The organism is Kumtagia sp., assembly GCF_059502445.1.
Map to the genome: position 1 here is coordinate 71,473 of NZ_JCACER010000015.1, position 19,452 is coordinate 90,924.

14 protein-coding genes and 1 tRNA gene are annotated in these 19,452 nt (G+C 66.3%); 6 read left to right on the forward strand and 9 right to left on the reverse strand.

Translation table 11 applies throughout. The features are described 5' to 3' along the window. The first annotated feature begins 548 nt into the window (after nt 1–548). The gene (locus AC5JDC_RS06485; protein WP_495840169.1) at nt 549–788 is read left to right on the forward strand and encodes a hypothetical protein; all 240 of its coding nucleotides are present in this window, start codon (nt 549–551) and stop codon (nt 786–788) included. A 110-nt stretch (nt 789–898) separates the two neighbouring features. Here AC5JDC_RS06485 and AC5JDC_RS06490 read toward each other — a convergent pair whose 3' ends face one another. Beyond that, the gene (locus AC5JDC_RS06490) at nt 899–1,168 is read right to left on the reverse strand and encodes a helix-turn-helix domain-containing protein (RefSeq protein WP_495840171.1); all 270 of its coding nucleotides are present in this window, start codon (nt 1,166–1,168) and stop codon (nt 899–901) included. 46 nt (nt 1,169–1,214) lie between these two features. Next, nucleotides 1,215–2,156 (reverse strand): 2-hydroxyacid dehydrogenase, encoded by a 942-nt coding sequence (locus tag AC5JDC_RS06495; protein ID WP_495840173.1) that lies wholly within the window; start codon nt 2,154–2,156, stop codon nt 1,215–1,217. Nucleotides 2,157–2,395: 239 nt separating this feature from the next. Here AC5JDC_RS06495 and AC5JDC_RS06500 point away from each other — a divergent pair, with 239 nt between their 5' ends. From AC5JDC_RS06500 to AC5JDC_RS06520, 5 genes are all read left to right on the forward strand, one after another. After that, nucleotides 2,396–3,370 (forward strand): complex I NDUFA9 subunit family protein, encoded by a 975-nt coding sequence (locus AC5JDC_RS06500; protein ID WP_495840175.1) that lies wholly within the window; start codon nt 2,396–2,398, stop codon nt 3,368–3,370. Between the two features lie 140 nt (nt 3,371–3,510). After that, the gene (gene addB / locus AC5JDC_RS06505; RefSeq protein ID WP_495840177.1) at nt 3,511–6,630 is read left to right on the forward strand and encodes a double-strand break repair protein AddB; all 3,120 of its coding nucleotides are present in this window, start codon (nt 3,511–3,513) and stop codon (nt 6,628–6,630) included. A 276-nt stretch (nt 6,631–6,906) separates the two neighbouring features. Continuing rightward, nucleotides 6,907–10,419, forward strand: a complete 3,513-nt coding sequence (gene addA / locus AC5JDC_RS06510) for a double-strand break repair helicase AddA (protein WP_495840179.1) — start codon at nt 6,907–6,909, stop codon at nt 10,417–10,419. A gap of 74 nt (nt 10,420–10,493) precedes the next feature. Continuing rightward, on the forward strand, nt 10,494–10,817 hold the full coding sequence (trxA, locus tag AC5JDC_RS06515) for a thioredoxin (RefSeq protein ID WP_106774047.1): 324 nt from the start codon (nt 10,494–10,496) through the stop codon (nt 10,815–10,817). A 188-nt stretch (nt 10,818–11,005) separates the two neighbouring features. Beyond that, the gene (locus tag AC5JDC_RS06520) at nt 11,006–11,557 is read left to right on the forward strand and encodes a GNAT family N-acetyltransferase (protein WP_495840181.1); all 552 of its coding nucleotides are present in this window, start codon (nt 11,006–11,008) and stop codon (nt 11,555–11,557) included. A gap of 465 nt (nt 11,558–12,022) precedes the next feature. On the opposite strand, the gene AC5JDC_RS06525 is transcribed toward AC5JDC_RS06520, so the two are convergent. The 7 genes from AC5JDC_RS06525 to AC5JDC_RS06555 all read right to left on the reverse strand — a co-directional run bounded on the left by AC5JDC_RS06525 (nt 12,023) and on the right by AC5JDC_RS06555 (nt 19,427). Then, nucleotides 12,023–12,107, reverse strand: a tRNA-Leu gene (locus AC5JDC_RS06525). A 118-nt stretch (nt 12,108–12,225) separates the two neighbouring features. After that, nucleotides 12,226–13,215 (reverse strand): capsular polysaccharide export protein, LipB/KpsS family, encoded by a 990-nt coding sequence (locus tag AC5JDC_RS06530; RefSeq protein WP_495840183.1) that lies wholly within the window; start codon nt 13,213–13,215, stop codon nt 12,226–12,228. Between the two features lie 383 nt (nt 13,216–13,598). Further along, the gene (locus AC5JDC_RS06535; RefSeq protein WP_495840185.1) at nt 13,599–14,954 is read right to left on the reverse strand and encodes a UDP-glucose dehydrogenase family protein; all 1,356 of its coding nucleotides are present in this window, start codon (nt 14,952–14,954) and stop codon (nt 13,599–13,601) included. Between the two features lie 207 nt (nt 14,955–15,161). After that, nucleotides 15,162–15,782 carry a hypothetical protein gene (locus AC5JDC_RS06540; RefSeq protein ID WP_495840187.1) on the reverse strand — a complete coding sequence of 207 codons (621 nt, stop codon included), beginning with the start codon at nt 15,780–15,782 and terminating at the stop codon, nt 15,162–15,164. A gap of 139 nt (nt 15,783–15,921) precedes the next feature. Next, complete coding sequence (locus AC5JDC_RS06545) at nt 15,922–17,862, reverse strand: glycosyltransferase (protein WP_495840189.1); 1,941 nt, start codon at nt 17,860–17,862, stop codon at nt 15,922–15,924. 53 nt (nt 17,863–17,915) lie between these two features. After that, nucleotides 17,916–18,515 (reverse strand): class I SAM-dependent methyltransferase, encoded by a 600-nt coding sequence (locus tag AC5JDC_RS06550; protein WP_495840191.1) that lies wholly within the window; start codon nt 18,513–18,515, stop codon nt 17,916–17,918. 174 nt (nt 18,516–18,689) lie between these two features. Then, nucleotides 18,690–19,427: a hypothetical protein gene (locus AC5JDC_RS06555; RefSeq protein ID WP_495840193.1), complete on the reverse strand. Its 738-nt coding sequence runs from the start codon at nt 19,425–19,427 to the stop codon at nt 18,690–18,692. Between the last annotated feature and the right edge of the window lie 25 nt (nt 19,428–19,452).

The following is a 19,452-nucleotide window of genomic DNA, read 5'->3' on the forward strand; positions in this document are numbered from 1 at the left end:
CATTAGGGAATGCGGCGCATCGACCGGACCGCAGCCTTCCTTGCAACCGCATGATGTTGAAGCTTTGCCACCGCTTTATGTCGGGCAAGTCCCTGTCTGAAACAAAGCGGGTTCGATGGATGCAAAGTGCATACCTCCAACCAGTGAAGATTGAGGTAGGAAGCCGATCCTGGTCCGTGAAGGCGATTGCCGGGCTGAGTTGCAGAACTGCCAATCAATCGCCTTGTTATCATAGCGGACGGAGTAGGCCGAAAGGGATAACCACTCCAAGATATCCAATTGGATCGGCAGATACTGCGTGGTGATTTCCGGAGAGAAGAGCCATTCCTGCATAAAATCCGAAGAAATTCTTCGTCTATTTGAAAAGATCAAGCTTGCGCTTCGATGAAATCCTTGAATTAACCAAGGGTTGCCGAGAGAGGGATCGGCGACTTCGTGTCCCGCCACGGATCCTGCCGATGAGCGAACCGACGGACGATTCCCTTCTGCGCACCCTCGGCATGGTCTACGAGGCCGCCTAAGACTCCGCGTGGTGGCGCGAGGCGGTAGTGGCGATCCGGCACCTGTTTAACGGCTCACGCGCCTGCTTCGTCCGTTTCGACGGTCCTTGCCACGACACCGCCGCAGGCACCGATGACGACGAATTCAACTTGCCCGAGTCGATCGCCGCGCATGTGCGCGATCCCATCTTCCGAACGATCCTGTCCGTCCCGACGGGCACCGCGGTGGCGCGCGCCGAGGTTGCGGGTCTGGAGCAGGTGCAGCGGCGGGCACTCTGGCAGGAGTGATACCAGTCGGCAGGGCCAGCTCCTGGTGCTGCTGACGAACCTGCGGCCGCTGCCCGGTTCCACCGGCGCGCCGGCGACCGGGAGGGCGCTTCGGCCTAGGCGCGGGCGGCTCAGGGGACGTCGTCGTTGGCGGCCGGACCGCCTTCCCCTTCCAGCGTTGACAGCCGCCGCGTCACCGAGCGGCTGAATTTGAGGCGGACGCCGGCGCCAAGACTCTCCAGCGCCGCCTGCAGCGCGCGGATGACGTCGTCATCGGGCTCGGCGACCTTGCGCTCGAAGGCTTCGATGACTGCCTCGTCGACATGCGCAATCGATGCCAGCTTTGCTCGTGTGATCTCCACCAGCGCCCGGGCGGCCCTGCACATCGATCCGGTGATCATCGCGGCGCCTTCCTTCTCTAGGACAAATGATCGTACGGCGTCCCACTCAATATCCCGCCTGCCGGTCGACGAGGTCGCGCAGCGGCTCGCCGCGGTCGTGGGCGTCCATCTGCGCCAGCATCGGCCCGACCAGGTGGTCGGGATCGGAGGTGGCGGCGGCGTGCGGGGTGACGAAGACGCGCGGATGGGTCCATAGCGGGCTGGTCTTCGGCAGCGGCTCGACCTCGAACACGTCGAGGCTCGCCTCCTTCAGCGTGCCGTCGTCCAGCGCCCGCAAAATGTCGTCGTCCTTCTGCAGCCGGCCGCGGCCTGCATTGATCAGCACCGCGCCGCCGAGGCCGTTGCGCTTCCGGAGTTCCTTGAGCAGGCCGTAGTCGACGATGCCGCGCGTCGCCGCCGTCAGCGGCAGCAGCACGACCAGGATGTCGGTGGCGTTGAGGAAGGGCCGCAGGCCGGCGTCGCCGGCGAAGGCGGTCACGCCCTCGACCCTGCGCTCGGAGCGGCTCCAGCCATTGACGCGGAAGCCGAGCGACAGCAGGGCGCGGGCGGCGTCGCGGCCGAGGCTGCCCAGCCCCATGACGCCGACGGAGACGTCGCTCGCCGTGCGCTGCGGCAGCTCGCGCCAGATCTTGCGCTTCTGCTGCGCCTGGTAGGACGGGCCGAAGCGGTGATGGTCGAGCACACGCCACACCACATATTCGGTCATGTGCCGGGCGAGGTTGTCGGCCACCACGCGCACGATCGGCACGTCGGGCACCGTCGGGTCGGCCAGGATATGATCGACGCCGGCGCCGATCGAGAAGATCGCCTTGAGATTGGGCAGCCCGGCGAGGATGCTGGGCGGCTGCTTCCACACCACCGCATAAGCGATCGACGGGTCGCCCGGCCCGTCCGGCTTCGTCACCACCTCGCGGCCGGCAGCCAGAAGCTCGTGCCAACGCTGCGGGTTGAACCCGCTGACCGACAGCAGAACCTTGCCCTTGTCCATTCGCATTCCTCCTGACCCAACTGGATTAGTCTTCCCAACCGGATTCGCGCAAGGCCCTGAACGGTGGCCGGCTGGGGCCAAGGCGCGGATGCGCAAGGCGGAGCGCGTTCTTTTCAGGGAACGCGCGCGTCCGCCGCCGGCGCTTTACGTGATTTCCGCCGCATCCGCGGGCGCTTTGCCTTTTCGGCGAAACCGATTATGAGACGGTCGACAGCCAAAGGCCTGCCCGGAGCCAACAGATGACCGAGATCCTCCAGACCCCGAAACTCGTGACGGTCTTTGGCGGGTCCGGCTTCGTCGGCCGGCATGTCGTGCGGGCGCTGGCCAAGCGCGGCTACCAGGTGCGCGTCGCCACCCGCCGGCCCGACCTCGCCGGCCATTTGCAGCCGCTCGGCAATGTCGGCCAGATCCAGGCGGTGCAGGCCAATCTGCGCGTGCACTGGTCGGTCGACCGCGCCGTGCAGGACGCCGACCACGTCATCAACCTCGTCGGCATCCTCTACGAAAGCGGCAAGCAGCGCTTCGCCGCCGTGCAGGAAGTCGGCGCCCGCGCGGTGGCGGAAGCCGCGCGTGCGGTCGGCGCCGGCCTCACCCATGGCTCGGCGCTCGGCGCCGACGCCCGCTCGCAGTCGGTCTATGCCCGCACCAAGGCAAAGGGCGAAGAGGCCGTCCTCGAGACCATTCCCGGCGCGGTCGTCTACCGTCCGTCGATCGTGTTCGGGCCCGAGGACCAGTTCTTCAACCGTTTCGCCAACATGGCCCGCTTCTCGCCGGTGCTGCCGCTGATCGGCGGCGGTACCACGAAATTCCAGCCGGTCTTCGTCGGCGACGTCGCCGAAGCCATCGCCCGCTCGGTCGACGGCAAGGTCGAGGGCGGGAAAATCTACGAACTCGGCGGCCCGCAGGTTCTCACCTTCCGGCAGTGCATGGAGGAGATGCTGGAGATCATCGACCGCAAGCGGCTGCTGGTGCCGGTGCCGTGGTCGATCGCCTCGCTGCAGGGCGCGATCCTCGGGATGCTGCCCAAGCCGCTGCTGACGTCGGACCAGGTGACGCTGCTCAGGACGCACAACGTGGTGTCGGAGGCGGCGGAGCGGGAAGGCCGCACCTTCGCGACCATCGGCCTGCAGCCGCAGACCATCGCCACGATCCTGCCCTCCTATCTCTGGCGCTACCGCCCGGCCGGACAGTTCACACGGCGCACCGAGGCCTGAGCACAGGCCCGACCGTCGAGACTCCAAGTTACTTTTCGCGAAACCGTGCGTCCGCGTTCGCGTGACGCGGCCCTTGTCCGAATCTGCCGTCTGCGTGCAGATAGGGCAGGTTTCCGCGAGCGAGGTTCGAAATCATCCACATGACGACCCGGCCGCAGCCGCGCGTGCTGACCATCCCGTCCGGCCTGCCCTTCCTGCCGACGCTGGCGCAGGCGCTTGCCGACGGCCGGCTGGTGCCGGACTTCCGGGCGGACGGCGATCCGCTGGCGCTGGCCGAGGTCACCGTCTACGTGCCGACGCGCCGCGCCGCGCGCGAGCTGCGCAGCGAATTCGTCGAGCGCGCGGCCGGCCGGCCGGTGATCCTGCCGACGATCCGCCCGCTGGGCGAGTTCGACGAGGACGGAGCTGCCTTTGAGGCCGGGAGCGAGGCTGCGCTGGAACTGGATCCGCCGCTCGCCGCGATCGACCGGCTGCTGCTGCTTGCACCGATGGTGCGGTTGTGGAAGCAGCGGCTGCCCGCCCATGTGGCGGCAAAATTCGCCGAGGAGGTGGTTGTTCCGGCCTCCGCCGCCGACGCCGTCTGGCTCGCCCGCGATCTGGCCGCGCTGATCGACGAGGTCGAGACGGAAGGCACCGGCTGGACGAAGCTCGGCGAGCTGGTGGCCGGCGACCTCGCCGGCTGGTGGCAGGTGACGCTCGATTTCCTCGCCATCGTCACAAAACACTGGCCAGAGCTCCTGGCGGCCCGCCGGCGCTCCAATCCGGCCGCGCACCGCAACGCGCTGATCCTGGCGGAAGCCGCACGGCTGAAGGCTCGCCCGCCGGCCGGCCCGGTGATCGCCGCCGGCTCGACCGGCTCCATTCCCGCCACCGCGGAGTTGCTCGGCGTCATCGCCCGGTTGCCACGCGGCGCGCTGGTGCTGCCCGGCCTCGACGCCGGTATGGACGAAATATCTTGGGCAGCATTGAACGACCTCGAGCCGGAGCCGGCCATCCTCGGCCATCCGCAGTTCGGCCTGGCGAAGCTGCTGCGGCGCATCGGCGTGCCGCGAGAGGAGGTGGACGAGATCGCGTCGCCTGCGCCCGCGCTGGCGAGGCGGGGCCGGCTGGTGGGCGAGGCGTTTCGTCCGGCGGGCACCACCGACACCTGGGTCGCACGTCGCGCCGACTTCAGCGCGGAAGACGTGGCCGCCGCCTTCTCCGGCGTGGCGCTGGTGGATGCAGCCAACGAGCGCGACGAGGCGGCGGCGATCGCCATTGCGCTCAGGCGCGCCGTGGAGACGCCAGGCCGCACCGCGGCACTGGTTACCGGCGACCGCGGCCTCGCCCGCCGCGTTTCGGCCGAGCTGCTGCGCTTCGGCATCCGCGCCGACGATTCGGGCGGCACGCCGCTTTCCGGCACGCCGCCGGCGGCACTGCTCACGCTGATGCTGCGCGCCGTCTTCCAGCCCGGCGATCCGGTTCCGGTGCTGGCGCTGCTGAAGCATCCACTGCTGTCGCTCGGCCTCGGACGCACCACCGTGCGCCGCGCCGTGGAGGCGATCGAGCTCGTCGCGCTGCGCGGCGGCTATGGCAGGCCCGACGTTTCGGCGCTGGCAAAGCTGTTCGAGCAGCGCCTGGAGGCGCTCGCCGGCGCGCCTCGCAGGCCGTTCTGGCTGACCCGTCTGTCCATGGACGATCTCCGCGAGGCGCGAACCGTGCTCGCGGCGCTCGACGAAGCGCTGGCGCCGCTTACCGCCATCGCAACGGCCGGCGAGGTGCAGCTTGCCGAGATTGCCCGCGCCTCGGTCGTGACGCTGGAGGCGCTCGGGCGCGGCGAGGATGGCGGGCTCGACGCACTCTATGCCGGCGACGCCGGCGACAAGCTCGCCTCCTTCCTGCGCGGGCTGGTGGCTGCGGAAGCCGCGTACGACTTCGCGCCGCGCGAATGGCCGGACGTGTTCGACGCGCTGATAGCTCCGGAGGTGGTGAAGCCGGCACAGGGTTCCGACAGCCGCGTCGCCATCTGGGGCGCGCTGGAGGCGCGGCTGCTGTCGCCGCATACGCTGATCGTCGGAGGCCTGAACGAAGGCGTGTGGCCGCGCAAGGCAGTGTCGGACCGGTTCCTGTCGCGGGTGATGAAGATCGGCATCGACCTGGAGCCGCCGGAGCGCCGCATCGGCCAGTCCGCCCATGATTTCGAGATGGCGATGGGGGTCGAGCAGCTCGTGCTGACGCGTGCCGCGCGATCGGGCGAATCCCCCGCCGTCGCCTCGCGTTGGCTGCAGCGCATCCTCACCTTCGTCGGACCGGAAGAGGCCGGGCGGATGCGCCGGCGCGGCGCCGACTACCTCGCCTGGGCGCGGGCGCTGGATGTGCGCGGCGAGGAGATGCTGGCTCCGCGACCCAATCCCAAGCCGCCGCTGGAGATGCGGCCGCGGCATTTCTCCGTCACCGAGATCGAGACGCTGCGCCGCGACCCCTATGCGATCTACGCCCGGCGCATCCTGGAGCTCATGCCGCTCGAAGCGCTGGTGCGCGATCCGGGTGCTGCCGAGCGCGGCACGCTGTTCCACGAGATTCTGCACGATTTCTCCGCATCCGGCGTCGACCCCGCCGCGCCGCAGGCGCTCGAGGTGCTGCTCGAGGCCGGCCGCGCGTGCTTTGCCGCCTTCGCCCTGCCGGCGGACGTCCATGCGGTCTGGTGGCCGCGCTTCGCCAAGCTGGCGGCGAACGTCATCGCCTGGGAAGCGGGTCGCGTCGTGCGGGCACGCGTGCCGGAGGCGAGTGCCGCGAAGATGCCGGTCGGCCGCAGCGGCGTGACGCTCTCCGGCCGCGCCGACCGGATTGATCTGCTGCCGGCGGAGATGGCCGACATCCTCGACTACAAGACCGGCTCGTCGCCGTCCAAGGTGCAGGCGCACCGGCTGATCGCGCCGCAACTGGCGCTGGAGGCCGCGCTCCTGAGGCGCGGCGCCTTTGCCGACATCGGCCACTGCGAGCCCGCCGACCTCGCCCACGTCCGGCTGAAGGCCAATGGCGAGGTGGTGCCGGAATCCATTCTGGAGATCAAAGGCAGCATCCGCACCGCCGGCGATCTCGGCGAGGAGGCCTGGGCGCGGCTGGAAAAGCTGCTCGACCACTATGCGCTGCCCTCGACCGGCTACCTGTCGCGGGCGCTGCCCTTCCGCGAGGGCGACGTCGACGGCGACTACGACCACCTCGCCCGCGTGCTGGAATGGTCGGCCGGCGGGGACGAGACGGAGGGCGGCGATGTCTGACATCCTGACGCCCGACGCCCGCCCCTTCCGTCCTGAGCCTGTCGGATGGGCCGGACATCTCCCCCACAAGGCAGGAGATGTCGCATGCGGCCTTACCCCCACCCCTAACCCCTCCCCTCAAGGGGGAGGGGAACTGGCTTGCGTCTCCGCCAGGCGCCAATTGTCAACGATTTCGCATGGCATAGCGGCCGCAAAGTCCCCCTCCCCCTTGAGGGGAGGGGTTAGGGGTGGGGGTACGATGACGCGCGAAGGCGGGACCTCCGGGGTCGTGCCGTCATGAAGCGCACCTACCCAGTCCCCGAAGCCACCCGCGACGCCCAGGCCAGGGCGTCGGACCCGGCCAATTCCGCCTGGGTGTCGGCCAATGCCGGATCCGGCAAGACGCATGTCCTGTCGCAGCGCGTCATCCGCCTGCTGCTGGAGGACACCGACCCGGCGCGCATCCTCTGCCTGACCTATACGCGGGCGGCGGCCGCCAACATGTCGAACCGCGTCTTCACCACCTTGTCGGAGTGGACGATGCTTTCCGACGAGGCGCTGGCCGAGCGCATCGAGGCGATGGAGGGCAGGAGGCCGGGCCGCACCAAGCTGAAGCGCGCCCGCCAGCTCTTCGCCCGCGCGCTGGAGACGCCGGGCGGATTGAAGATCCAGACCATCCACGCCTTCTGCGAAGCGGTGCTGCACCAATTCCCGCTGGAGGCCAACATCGCCGCGCATTTCGAGATGCTCGACCCGCTGATGGAGGAGGCACTCTATGCCGAGGCACGTCGCGAGCTGCTGACCGGCGCGGTGGGCGCCGACGCGCCGGATCTTGCCGCCGCCTTCGCCGCGGTGCTGGAGCGCGGCGGCGAGGCCGGGCTCGACGCGCTGCTCGCCGAAATCCTGAGGAACCGCGACGGCCTGCGCGCCTTCATCGACACGGTCGCCGGCGACGATCCACCTTATGCCGCCCTGCTCGAGGAGTTCGGCTTCGCGTCGGACGTGACCCGGGCGCAGGTCGCAGCCGCGGCCTGGCCGCTACCCGGCTTCCCGCCCGCCTTCTTCAACGCCTTCGCCGCGGCGGCGCAGCAGGCCGGCGCCGGCCGCGTGCTCGACATCGTCCTGCCGGCAGCCGCGCGCGCGCTTGCCGAGTCCGATCCGGAAAGGCGGCTGCCGCTGCTCGCCGAGGCATTTCTCAGCGCCAAGGGCGAGCCGTACAAACCCACCTGGCTGTTCAGCAAGGCGTTGCTGGGGCGCCTGCCAGACCTGCCGGAGCGGTACGAGGCGGCCTGTCAGGCCATCATCCGCACCGGCGACCGGCTGGCGCTGCTTGCCATGCTGGAGAACACCCGCGCCGCGCTGACTATCGCCGACTGGCTGATCGGCCGCTACGAGCGGCTGAAGACCGGCCGCGGCTTCCTCGACTTCAACGACCTGATAACCCGCACCGTCCGGCTGCTCTCGCGCCAGGACGCCGGCCCGTGGGTGCTCTACAAGCTCGACAAGGGCATCGACCACATCCTGATCGACGAGGCGCAGGACACCAGCCCGGACCAGTGGAGCGTGGTCGGTCGCATCGCCGAGGAATTCTTCGCCGGCAAGGGCGCACGCGACAATGTGCAGCGCACCGTGTTCGCCGTGGGCGACGAGAAGCAGTCGATCTATTCCTTCCAGGGCGCGGCGCCCGAAGCCTTCGCCGCCAGCGGCCATGCTTTTTCACAGAAGGTGCGCGGCGCCTCAGGCAACTTCGAGAATGTGAGGCTGACGCTCTCCTTCCGCTCTACCGACGACGTGCTCGGTGCCGTCGACCGCGTGTTTTCGGCCGAGCAGGCTCGCCGCGGCCTCACCTTCGCCGGCGATCCGGTCGAGCACAACGCCATCCGTGCCGGCGCGCCGGGCTATGTCGAGGTGTGGCCGTCGGTCGGGGCCGATACGGTCGAGGAGCCGGACGACTGGACGATCGCCATCGACCATGCGACCGCACCGGCGGTGCGGCTGGCCGAGACCATCGCCCGCACCGTCGCGCACTGGCTGAAATCCGGCGAGGTGATCGAGGGCACGGGCAAGCGGCTGACGCCCGGCGACGTGCTGGTGTTGGTACGCAAGCGCGGCAGCTTCGTCAATGCGCTCGCCAAGGCGCTGAAGGACAGGCACATCCCGGTCGCCGGCGCCGACCGGCTGAGCCTGCCCGCCCACATCGCCGTCAAGGACATGATCGCGCTCGGCCGCTATCTGCTGCAGCCGGAGGACGATCTGTCACTGGCGGCGTTGCTGAAGAGCCCCGTCTTCGGCTTCGACGAGGAGGCGCTGTTCAGGCTGGCGGCAAGCCGGCCGGGCTCGCTCGGCGAGGCGCTCCGGGCTCGCGCCGCATCCGATCCGGACTGCGCCGAGGCGGCCGGGCGGCTGGAGCGCTGGGCCAACGAGGCGGCGTTCCGGCGGCCTTTCGAGTTCTATGCCGGCGTGCTGGGTCGGGACTGCGTGCGCGCCAGGATGATCGCGCGGCTCGGCCAGGAGGCGGGCGACATTCTCGATGAATTCCTGAATTTCGCGCTGGCGCAGGAGCGCGCCGGGCAGCCCGGCCTGGAAACCTTTTTGGCGACGCTGGAGCAGGCCGCGCCCGAGATCAAGCGCGAGATGGACCAGACACGCAACGAGGTCCGCATCATGACGGCGCATGCCGCCAAGGGCCTGGAGGCGCCGGTGGTGTTCCTGGCCGACGGCGGCTCGCAGCCGTTCAGCGCGCAGCACCTGCCGCGGCTGGTGCCGTTCGCGCCGAAGGGCGAGCTGGCGGGAGCGAAGGGCTATCTGTGGCGCGCGCCTGGCGAGACGTCCAACGGTTTCATGCGGCAGCTCGAGGCCGAGATCGGCCAGCGCGCCGACGACGAATACCGCCGCCTGCTCTATGTCGGCATGACGCGCGCCGAGGACCGGCTGATCGTCTGCGGCTTCCACGGCCGCCGGCCGCCGGCCGCCACCACGTGGCATTCGCTGGTCCGGGCGGCCCTGACCGGCGATCCGCGCTGCGTCGAGATCGATCACCCCGTGGCGGGAGCCGTCCATCGCTTTCGCGTCAACGGTGCGGTCAGCCCAGCGGCGGCGGTTGCCGAATCCGATGAGGCGCCGGCAGCAGCGCAATCCCTGCCGGAAAGCCTGCTGCGGCCCCTGCCGCCGTCGCGCGCGCTGCCGCGGCCGCTCGCACCCTCCGGCGCGGCGTCCCTGGTGGTCGAGCCGGGCGAGGCGGTGGTGTCCGGCCGCTCGCCGGTGCTCGACCCGGAGGCCGAGCCGGCCTTCGCCATCGAGCGCGGTACCGTGCTGCACAAGCTGCTGCAGGTACTGCCCGATCTGGCGGAGGAGGACCGCGAGCCGGCGGCCCGCCGCTATCTCGGCCGCGCCGCCGCGCACTGGCCGGAGCACGAGCGCGAGCGGGCGCTGGCCTCCGTCTTCGGCATCCTGCGGGCGGAAGACTTCCGGCCGCTGTTTGCCCATGGCTCGCGCGCCGAGGTGGCGGTGATGGGTCGCGTCGCCGTGCGTGGCGAGGAGCGCGCCATCTCCGGCAAGATCGACCGGCTGGCGGTGACGGCGCGCGAGGTGCAGATCGTCGACTACAAGACCAACCGCCCGGCGCCGTCCGGGCTCGACCAGGTGCCGCCGGCCTACGTGACGCAGCTCGCGCTCTATCGCTCGCTGCTGCAGCCGATCTATCCCGGCCGCGCCGTCTCGGCCGCGCTGCTGTTCACCGAGGCGCCGCGACTGATCGTGCTGCCGGCCGCGACGATGGACGAGGCCCTTGTCCGACTCACCATGGCGTGAAACAACAACTGCTTGAAGGCGATTGCCCGCGCCACTACATCTTGTACGAATTCGAACCGGAAAGGATTTCCCGCATGGCCACCGTCAAGGTCGACAAGAACAATTTCAAGGCCGACGTCCTCGACGCCGAGGCGCCGGTCGTCGTCGATTTCTGGGCCGAGTGGTGCGGTCCCTGCAAGATGATCGGCCCGTCGCTCGAAGAGATCGCGACCGAACTTGCCGGCAAGGTGAAGATCGCCAAGCTCAACATCGATGAGAACCCGGAGCTTGCCGCGCAGTTCGGCGTGCGCTCGATCCCGACGCTGATGATCTTCAAGGATGGCGAAGTGGCGGACATGAAGGTCGGGGCGCTGCCCAAGACGGCGCTGTCGCACTGGATCAACGGCGCCGTCGCCTGACCACCCGACATCGAAATCCTGCCTGCAAACCCCCGGCACCGCCGGGGGTTTTCGTTTGGCGAAGACGTTGCGCCAACCACTCGCGGATCGACAGGTTCCTGCTGGCCTGCCGGCCACCGCAATGTTGGCTCCATCGGCTCCCGTCCGCTCCGTCTATCGTGCCGGACCTTGTGCAGGAACCGCGACCCATGCCGGAAGCCACGCTCGTCCGCATTCCCTCGCTCGAGACCGCGCGGACGGTCCTGCGGGCACACCAGCCTGGCGATTTCGACGCCTATGCAAGGATGTGGACCGAGCCGGCGGTGACGCGCTTCATCGGCGGGAGGGCACGGAGCCGCGAGGAGAGCTGGATCCGCTTCCTGCGCCATGCCGGCATGTGGGCGATGACGGGCTTCGGCTTCTGGGCGATCGAGGAGAAGGAAAGCGGGCGCCTTCTCGGCGAAGCCGGTTTTCACGAACTCAGGCGCGACCTGACGCCTTCGATCGAAGGGTTTGCCGAGGCCGGATGGTCGCTGGTCCCGGAAGCGCATGGACGCGGCGTTGCGACGGAAGTCGTCGGCGCGGTGGTGGCCTGGGGCGACCGCGAGCTGCGCGGCCGGCGGCAGGTCTGCATCATCGATCCGAAGAACCATGCCTCGCTCCGGGTCGCGCAGAAGTGCGGGTTCCGCGATCCGGTGGAGGCGCGGCTCGGGGAGGAGACGGTGCTGCTGTTCGAGCGGGAGCGGATGGTTTTTGCGTAGCCTGGTGCCCGTTCACAAGCGCAAACGGGCGAATTTATCACAAGAACTGCGGTTTTCCGCGGATAAGACCCGGTTTCAGGTAAGCTTTGGCATCAACCACTGTTCCAAAGCCTGTTCGGCGACGCCGGAACTATGCCGAGAACGCGCCGTCCAAGCGGACCTATTTGATTTTTTGTCGGCACGAGATTGGTCGCGACGGCTGGATCGCGGGTACGCAGCGGGAATTTGAGCTCACCGTTCATTTTGACGGTGGCGGCATCTCTGTCGTGCGCAGACTGCTGGACGCCCGATAACCGCCGACATCCACACGCTGATAACGGAATGTCCGCAGGAACGCGCCGCCGGAACCAGAATTGACCGGTACCGCCCCACCTCGTCGGCGATGGCGTTCGCAAGGCCCATGTGACCCAGCCCTGTGTACCAGTCGGGGTCGAAAAGCCAGAAACATGAGCAAAAACAATGGAATGGTGCCCAGAAGAGGACTCGAACCTCCACTCCTTGCGGAACACGGACCTGAACCGTGCGCGTCTACCAATTCCGCCATCTGGGCAGCGCCGCTGATCTAAGCGGGCGCGGCGCGCGTGTCAACGCGGTTTTTCCCGATTGTTGGTGTCGGCGCCCTCCGCGCGGGACTTGCTACGCCGGCGCGGTCGCGCAGGCGGTTATCGTCAGGCGTAGCGCGCGACCTGCCGCCGCACGCGCTGCTCGGATTTGAGCCAGGAGACCGCGTCCTCGCAGGAGATCGGCGCGTTCGACAGGGGATGGAAGTAGCGCGGGTAAAGACAATACGCCGCGGCCAGCACCTCGCGTGGCGATAGCCGGCGCTTGCGGCGCGCCACCGGATGCCGGTCGTCGGTGAACCCCCAGCCGGAATAGAAGGGCGCGCCGAAAAGCGTCACGCTCTTGCCGCGCAAGGCAGCCTCGAAGCCGGCCAGCGAGGTGATGCAATAGACGCGGTCCGCCGCCTCCAGGCATTCGGCGAGGGAATAGTGGGGGCCGAGCACGTGATACCTGCTGCCGTTGCCGGCCAGCGCCGGCGTGGCGCCGCGGCGCTGCATCGCCACGCTCTCGGGATGGGGTCGGAAGAGAATCTCGTCGTTGGGGTTCTCGTCGAGCGCGCTCTGCAGAAGCTCGTCATTGGTCATCGGCTTCGCCGCGCCGTAGCGGATGGACAGGTCGGCCTCCACCTGTCCGATGACGAGGATCTTCCGGCTGTTCCGGCGCAGGCCGAGATCCCCGATCCGGCCGTGATCGCTCCAGAAGTTGTATTTGGTGAGACCCGAATTGGTCAGGGTGTCGAGGAGAGCGTCGGCCCGGCGCATCAGCCGCGCATCGGCGGCGAAATCATGGGATGCGAGGATGGTCTCGAGCTCCGACGGATTCCTGTAGTCGAAATGCATGGCCTTGCGGTCGAACACCAGGCTGAGCGGCTTTGTCCTGTTCACACCCAGCCCGAGGGAGCGAAGGAAGCCGTCCTCGACCACGACCAGCGGAATCCCCCCGCGCTCGCACAGGCTGCGCAATCCGCTCGGAAACTTGTAGCTCCAGGCAAAGATCTCCGGTCGCGGCATCGCCAGGATCGTCTCCAGCGTGCGCGGGCCGACGCGGGGGCTGTGACCGAGGAAGATGACGTTATGGTCGGGAAGAAAATCGACCATGAACGACTTCCATTTCGAAAACCCGACAAGAATGGCGGTTTTTCGCCCATTGTCAGGAAGATTCTTGGACAATCCGATTATTTTTTGAGCATACATGCCATCCGCGATTGCAGAGCGGATGTAGATATATGGTCTATAGATTTCCCGTTGGATCGCGTCACGCATCTTTGCTTGAAGCCGCAGCTGCTATTTTTCCTTCACGCTTGCGTCGGACAGTCAGCCGATAGTACGGCGTTTTCGTTGCGTTGCAACAACTTTGCTGCACTGCAACGATTGCGGGGCTGCTGTCTTGGAAAGCGGTTCGAGCGCCGGGCTGGCCGGTTGCCGAAGCGCCAATCGAGGCAAGGCCGAGGACCGCGCGGCACGTCGCCGGCCGGCAACGGTCAGACGGCGACGCTCTTCAGCGGTTCGGCAACCTTTTCGGCGATGCCAGGCTGGCCGATGCCGATGCCGAAATGCCGAAAACCCCGGTCTGCCATCTCGGCCGTCTTGTAGATGTTGCGCAGGTCGAAGAAGGCGTCGCCCTTCATCAGCCGCTTCAGCCGGACCACATCCAGCGCGCGATAGGCGTCCCATTCGGTTATGACGACGATGGCGTCCGAGCCCTCCGCCGCATGGTAGGGGCCGTCGCACCATTCGACATCGTCGAGCAGCTTGGCAGCCTCGGCCATGCCTTCGGGATCATGCGCGCGGATGCGCGCGCCGGCGGCCTGCAGGGCAGGCACGATCACCAGCGACGGCGCCTCGCGCATGTCGTCGGTGTTCGGCTTGAAGGTCAGGCCAAGCACGGCGACGGTCTTGCCGCTGAGATCGCCGTCCAGGGCGGCCAGCACGCGTTCGGCCATCGCCCGCTTGCGCGCCTCGTTCACGTCCACGACGGCCTCGACGATGCGGATCGGCGCGCCAGCGGAGCGGGCGGTGCTGACCAGGGCAAGCGTGTCCTTGGGAAAGCACGATCCGCCATAGCCCGGACCGGCATGCAGGAATTTCGGGCCGATGCGCCGGTCGAGGCCGATGCCGCGCGCCACCTCCTGCACATTGGCGCCGACGCGCTCGCACAGGTCGGCGACCTCGTTGATGAAGGTGATCTTCGTGGCCAGGAAGGCGTTCGCCGCGTATTTGATGAGCTCCGCCGTTTCCAGGCCCGTGAACAGGATCGGCGTCTCGTTGAGAGAGAGCGGCCGGTAGAGGCTCTGCATGACGGCGCGGGCCTTCTCGGACTCAGCCCCGACCACCACGCGGTCCGGGCGCTTGAAGTCCTCGATCGCCGAGCCTTCGCGCAGGAACTCCGGGTTGGAGGCGACGTCCACGGCGGCATCCGGGCGGATCGCCTTGATGCGGCGCAACACCTCGCGGTTGGTGCCGATCGGCACGGTCGACTTGCAGACGACGACGCAAGGGCCCGCGAGGCAGCGCGCGATCTCGTCGGCGGCCGCATAGACATAGGTCAGGTCGGCAAAGCCGTCGCCGCGGCGGGTCGGCGTGCCGACGGCGATGAACACGGCATCCGCACGCTTCATGGCGGCGGGTAGGCTCGCCGTGAACGACAGACGGCCCGCATCGCGATTGCGCGCGACCAGATCTTCCAGGCCCGGTTCATAGATCGGAATTTTCCCGGCTTCCAGCCGGGCGATGCGGCTCTTGTCCTTGTCTACGATGACGACTTCAAAGCCGAAATCCGAGAAGCAGGCTCCAGAGACAAGGCCGACATAGCCGGCGCCGATTACCGCGATTCTCACAACAGGTCCCCTTTGGTGGTTATGCCACGGAAGACCCTCCCTGAAGGCATTAGGGTCTTGGTTTGTCTATTAGTCAAGAACTTTTGCAGGTCTTCTCTATATTCACGAATTTTGTGCTGTCGAGGAAGATAAATTTGAGCGAAACCATTCGTACCGCCCGCTTCGTAAGGAAAAGGGCAGCACAAATCTGACGCCTGGAAAGAGATGTTACTCATTGTATACTTTGTATCGTTTTCCCTTTGCATAGGTGACCTCCGCATATGCGGCGATGAGCCGGGCAACATTGTTCCGTTCCACCAATCCTGGCTCGACATGGAACTCCGCCATGCGGCCGATGGTCCTGGTCGGCTTCACGAACTCCTCGACCTGATGATACGCTTCCCTGTCGACATAGTCGTCGAACAGGACAGTGACCGGACGATCGACCATCATGCAGACGGCCGCCAGGCAGGCGGGACGGAAACGGCCGTCGATCAACACGACGTCCGGCTGACGGAAGAACGGCTCGTCCCATATCGCCAGCGGATAGCGATGGAACAACTGCCATGAGCGGCTGTCCCGAGGGCGGCCCCACGTGCCTGTCGGGCCGATGTCCACATGATAGAGCATGGCCGGCGAGGGGAGGTCGGCCTCGTCGATATGGAGTTGGAGCCCCATCGCCCAGTCGCGATCGCTTTCGACGCTGAAGATGAGCTTGCCCGGCCTTTTGGAGGCCATGACGGTCGAGCCGCCCGACCCGTATTCAAGGATGACCCGTGCCGCTTCGTAGGCCGCCCGCACGCAGTCGGCCTCCGCCTCGGGCATGGTCAGCGTGTATTTCTCGTCCATGAAGCCTCACAAACAACGCCAGAGACGGATCTGAGCCCGTTCGCCCTGCCGGTCAACGCAGGCCGCCCGATAAGGCGCGGCTGCCGCGAGCCGGAATCTTGGCGGGATTGCCCGATGCGATGCAACCCGCAGCCCGAGATCATGCCGTCTCCGCTTCGGAAAACCGGGAGACATGCTCCTCGAACGAGATATGGAGTTTCTTGCGACCGCCGGCGCTTTGACGCTGCCATTCGAGCCATTGCGCCCTGTATGCCTCCCGGACCGGCGAATAGCGGTTCTCGTCATAGGCCGCGGTGCCCGACTGGGTGAGGGAATCGGCACGGTGCAGGCCGAAGGCCAGCGGCTTGTGAAGCACGCCGACCGCATTCGGCCCGAAGACGGTCCGCATCCGCTGAAGGAACTCGCTGTCGGCGCCGGTGGTGTTGGCGTCGAAGCCGCCGATTTCGTCGAAGACGCTCTTCTGCACGAACATCGACGCCGGATTGTGGTGGAGGATGAGTCCGGAGCGGCTGAGAAGAAAGCGTCCCTCCTCGTCGATCCGCGCCCATCGCGACGTCGACGCGACCAGCTCCGTCCGCAAGGACATGAACTTCAGGTGTTCCTGGATATGATCCGGGTGCCACCAGTCGTCGGAATCATGGAACGTCACATAGCTTCCCCTGGCGCTGGCCAGGACGCTGTTCTTCGACCGATAGGTGCCGACATTCGCCTTGTTGGCGACCACGGTCATGCGGTCGTCCGCCTTGGCCAGCTTCTTCAGGATATTCAGGGTGGAATCGTCGCCGCTATCCTCGACCACGACGAGCTGCAGGTTGGAATGGGATTGCGCGAGAACGCTCTCGACGGCGAAGCCTATGGTCGATTCCGCCTGGTACGCCGTCATGATCACCGTGACCAGCGGCCCCCAATTGTTGCGGGGTGGGCGGATGTTGACGATGTTCGGAAGGGCGAGCGGCCTGTCCGCATTTGCGAAAGCGATGCCGCGCAACGCGTAGGAGGCAAAACACTTGTCGATCGACATCTTGCTCAGCGCCAGATCGCCCTGCTTCAACGCGACGTTGGAGATCATCAGATGCGCGTCCGACGGGCAGTTGGGACGCCGCAGCGCCCGCTCCAGTTCGAAGCGGGCGAGCTCGTGGTCGCCCTGCGTCTCGAGCAGGAAGGCCTTGAGTATCTGATCGCGCGGCGAGAAGGTCAGCAGGTCCGCCTCCAGCCGGCCCAGCTCCTTGAGAGCCGATTTCGCATCGCCCGCCCAGGCATGGATCGACGCCTTCTTGCGCAGCAGGGCGGGCGGCTCACCCAGCCGGCTCGATCCGCGATTCAGGACGTCGATCGCCTCGCCCGCCTTTCCCACACGGGCTAACGCATTGGCATAGATGTCGAAGAATTCCTGCCACATCGAGGCCAGGACGAATGGCTGCGCCCCGTATTTTTCGAGGAAGGCGGCGCATTTCCGCGTCTGCAGGGAGTACAGGCCGTTGCGGTTGTCGACGATGATATCGGCCAGATCCAGCACCGAAACGACCTTGTCGCCAGCCGCTTCCGGATTGGCGCGCAACCATCGCCGGAAGCGGGTGACAAAGACGATGTCGTCGCGGGTAACGTAGCTTTTGACCGTTCGGAATATGTCGGACATGGATTTCCCGCACAGATCGCGGAAGATCGTGGAATCGCCCCCGCCGGCCACCGAGCCGTTGACCAGCGCATATTCGATCTCGTCGAAGACGGGTGGAGCCGGGATCGCGTCGATCTCGACGTTTCTGTCCTTGCGCGCCAGCTTCCCGGCGCGCTGGCGGGCGGTCTTGATGTATTCCTCGGCGCTGTACAGCGGATGCAGCCAGCGCGGGAACATGCCGCCGGCCAGACGGCTCAGCGCGATCCTGGCCCGCCACTGGGCCGACCCTCGCAGCTTGCGGGCGCGAGCCTCGTAGATCATCGCCAGATGAAAGTAGTAGAAGGCGAGCGCTTTCGCGTCACCTTCTATGCCGTTCCTATCTGGATTTTGCATGCGCCCGAAATGCCCATCGGCGGGATCGGCGAGACGGACAGCCTTGTCCAATCCGGGAAAGCCTTTGCTCATGTCTTCGGTCTCTGTCTGCTATCGATTGAACACGCCGGACACGCTCCGGCGCCCTAGCGGGTAATCCTATTCTCGGCCAGATCGCGGCCGAACTTGCGATTCGGATCCACGTCGTAGACGCAGATCAACCGCTTGTGCTTCGAACCCTGGAACGGCTCCTCGACCACAATCTTGTAGTTGGCTTGCCGCCCCATCCAGTCCGACACCTTTTCGTAGTCGACAGGATCGTGCACATGACCAACGGTCGTGCCAGTCCATTTGTAGGGCACCGAGATAACCACGAGATCGCTGAGCTCCAGAAGCCGCCGGGCGAAGCGCCTTGCGTCGGGCACGTGCTCGAGAACCTGCAGACAGGAACAAAGATCAAACTTCTTGCCGAAGTCGAGCTTGAAGATGTCTCCCTTGATCGGCTTCACACTCGCCGATTGATAGGGCACGCGGATATCCACGGAGACGCGCTCGGGAATCCAGTCGAACCAGTCCAGATAAGGACAATTGCCAGAGCCGACGTCGATCATGCTTTTCGCCGAGACGCCGACCGCGCGCACCATGTAGTCGATGTATCGGTAATAAAGCATGTCGCTGCGTTTGCGCCAGTAATCCTGGGTGCTGTAGGGCGAACCCCCAGGAGACATATTTCCGGTATGATCCATTGGGCTGTCCGTCCTTAGGGTATCTGGAGATTTGTCGGAGCCGGCGCCACGCGTTCGAAGCAAGTCCCGCCGACGAGACGGAGAGCCTTGTCCAATCCGGGAAAGCCTTTGCTCATATCGGCCTCTTTCTACAGCTCGTGATCGACTGCCGATCGCCGCCCTTCCTCCCGCCGATCATCCTGCGGCCGCCTCCGTTGCGGCAACTGCAATCGATCCAGGATAGGCGGCTTCTATAGCCTCCAGAAACGGCCCCCTCTTCGGAGGGTTATGCCCGGCCTGAATATCAGCGTAAAAATTGAAGGAAAATTCCCGCCGAAGATCATCTGGCAACTTTGAGACATAGCTTTGAATACGCTTACAATGATTCAAGTAATGGAATCTATCCTCTGTATTTTGCCAGTATGCTACTTTTGCTCTTGCCCGGTAGAATGGGATATTCTTCACCAGTGACGTTCTTTCGCCCCACATAGCCAACGAATCCGTGAAATCTGGACGAAAGCGTGCCACAAACCGTGACACGGCCCGTTCGCGATAGCGCATGATGTCGGCCTGCGGGTTGAAGACGACGGCACCATCGCACCGGTTTCGCAAGGCAGCCATGAGGGCGGCGAAACCGCCGGCCGAGGATCCGACGCAGACGATCTCCGCATCTTTCCCGACCGTCTTGACGCAAGCGTCCTCGACCACGCCCATCAGGTCGTCGAACACGCCGCCGTTCTCGCCCGCGACGTACCAGCCGATCTGCAGGTCATCGCTGCCGTCGACCGACGGATCGCTGACACACAGAACGGGATTGGCAAAATCGCTTGCCCACGTCCATCGTTGAAACGTGGGGCCCTGGCCCAGCAGATGAGCCGGAACCTCTCCATTGAAGAAGACGAAAATCCGCGAATGATCCGGATTGTTCCGCAAAAACAGATGTCCACGCCTTGCGCAG

Coding starts and splice junctions, on each gene's coding strand:
- AC5JDC_RS06490 (WP_495840171.1), bottom strand. CDS start 1,168: ATGATCACCGGATCGATGTGCAGGGCCGCCCGGGCGCTGGTGGAGATC.
- AC5JDC_RS06495 (WP_495840173.1), bottom strand. CDS start 2,156: ATGGACAAGGGCAAGGTTCTGCTGTCGGTCAGCGGGTTCAACCCGCAG.
- AC5JDC_RS06500 (WP_495840175.1), top strand. CDS start 2,396: ATGACCGAGATCCTCCAGACCCCGAAACTCGTGACGGTCTTTGGCGGG.
- addB (WP_495840177.1), top strand. CDS start 3,511: ATGACGACCCGGCCGCAGCCGCGCGTGCTGACCATCCCGTCCGGCCTG.
- addA (WP_495840179.1), top strand. CDS start 6,907: ATGAAGCGCACCTACCCAGTCCCCGAAGCCACCCGCGACGCCCAGGCC.
- trxA (WP_106774047.1), top strand. CDS start 10,494: ATGGCCACCGTCAAGGTCGACAAGAACAATTTCAAGGCCGACGTCCTC.
- AC5JDC_RS06520 (WP_495840181.1), top strand. CDS start 11,006: ATGCCGGAAGCCACGCTCGTCCGCATTCCCTCGCTCGAGACCGCGCGG.
- AC5JDC_RS06530 (WP_495840183.1), bottom strand. CDS start 13,215: ATGGTCGATTTTCTTCCCGACCATAACGTCATCTTCCTCGGTCACAGC.
- AC5JDC_RS06540 (WP_495840187.1), bottom strand. CDS start 15,782: ATGGACGAGAAATACACGCTGACCATGCCCGAGGCGGAGGCCGACTGC.
- AC5JDC_RS06545 (WP_495840189.1), bottom strand. CDS start 17,862: ATGAGCAAAGGCTTTCCCGGATTGGACAAGGCTGTCCGTCTCGCCGAT.
- AC5JDC_RS06550 (WP_495840191.1), bottom strand. CDS start 18,515: ATGGATCATACCGGAAATATGTCTCCTGGGGGTTCGCCCTACAGCACC.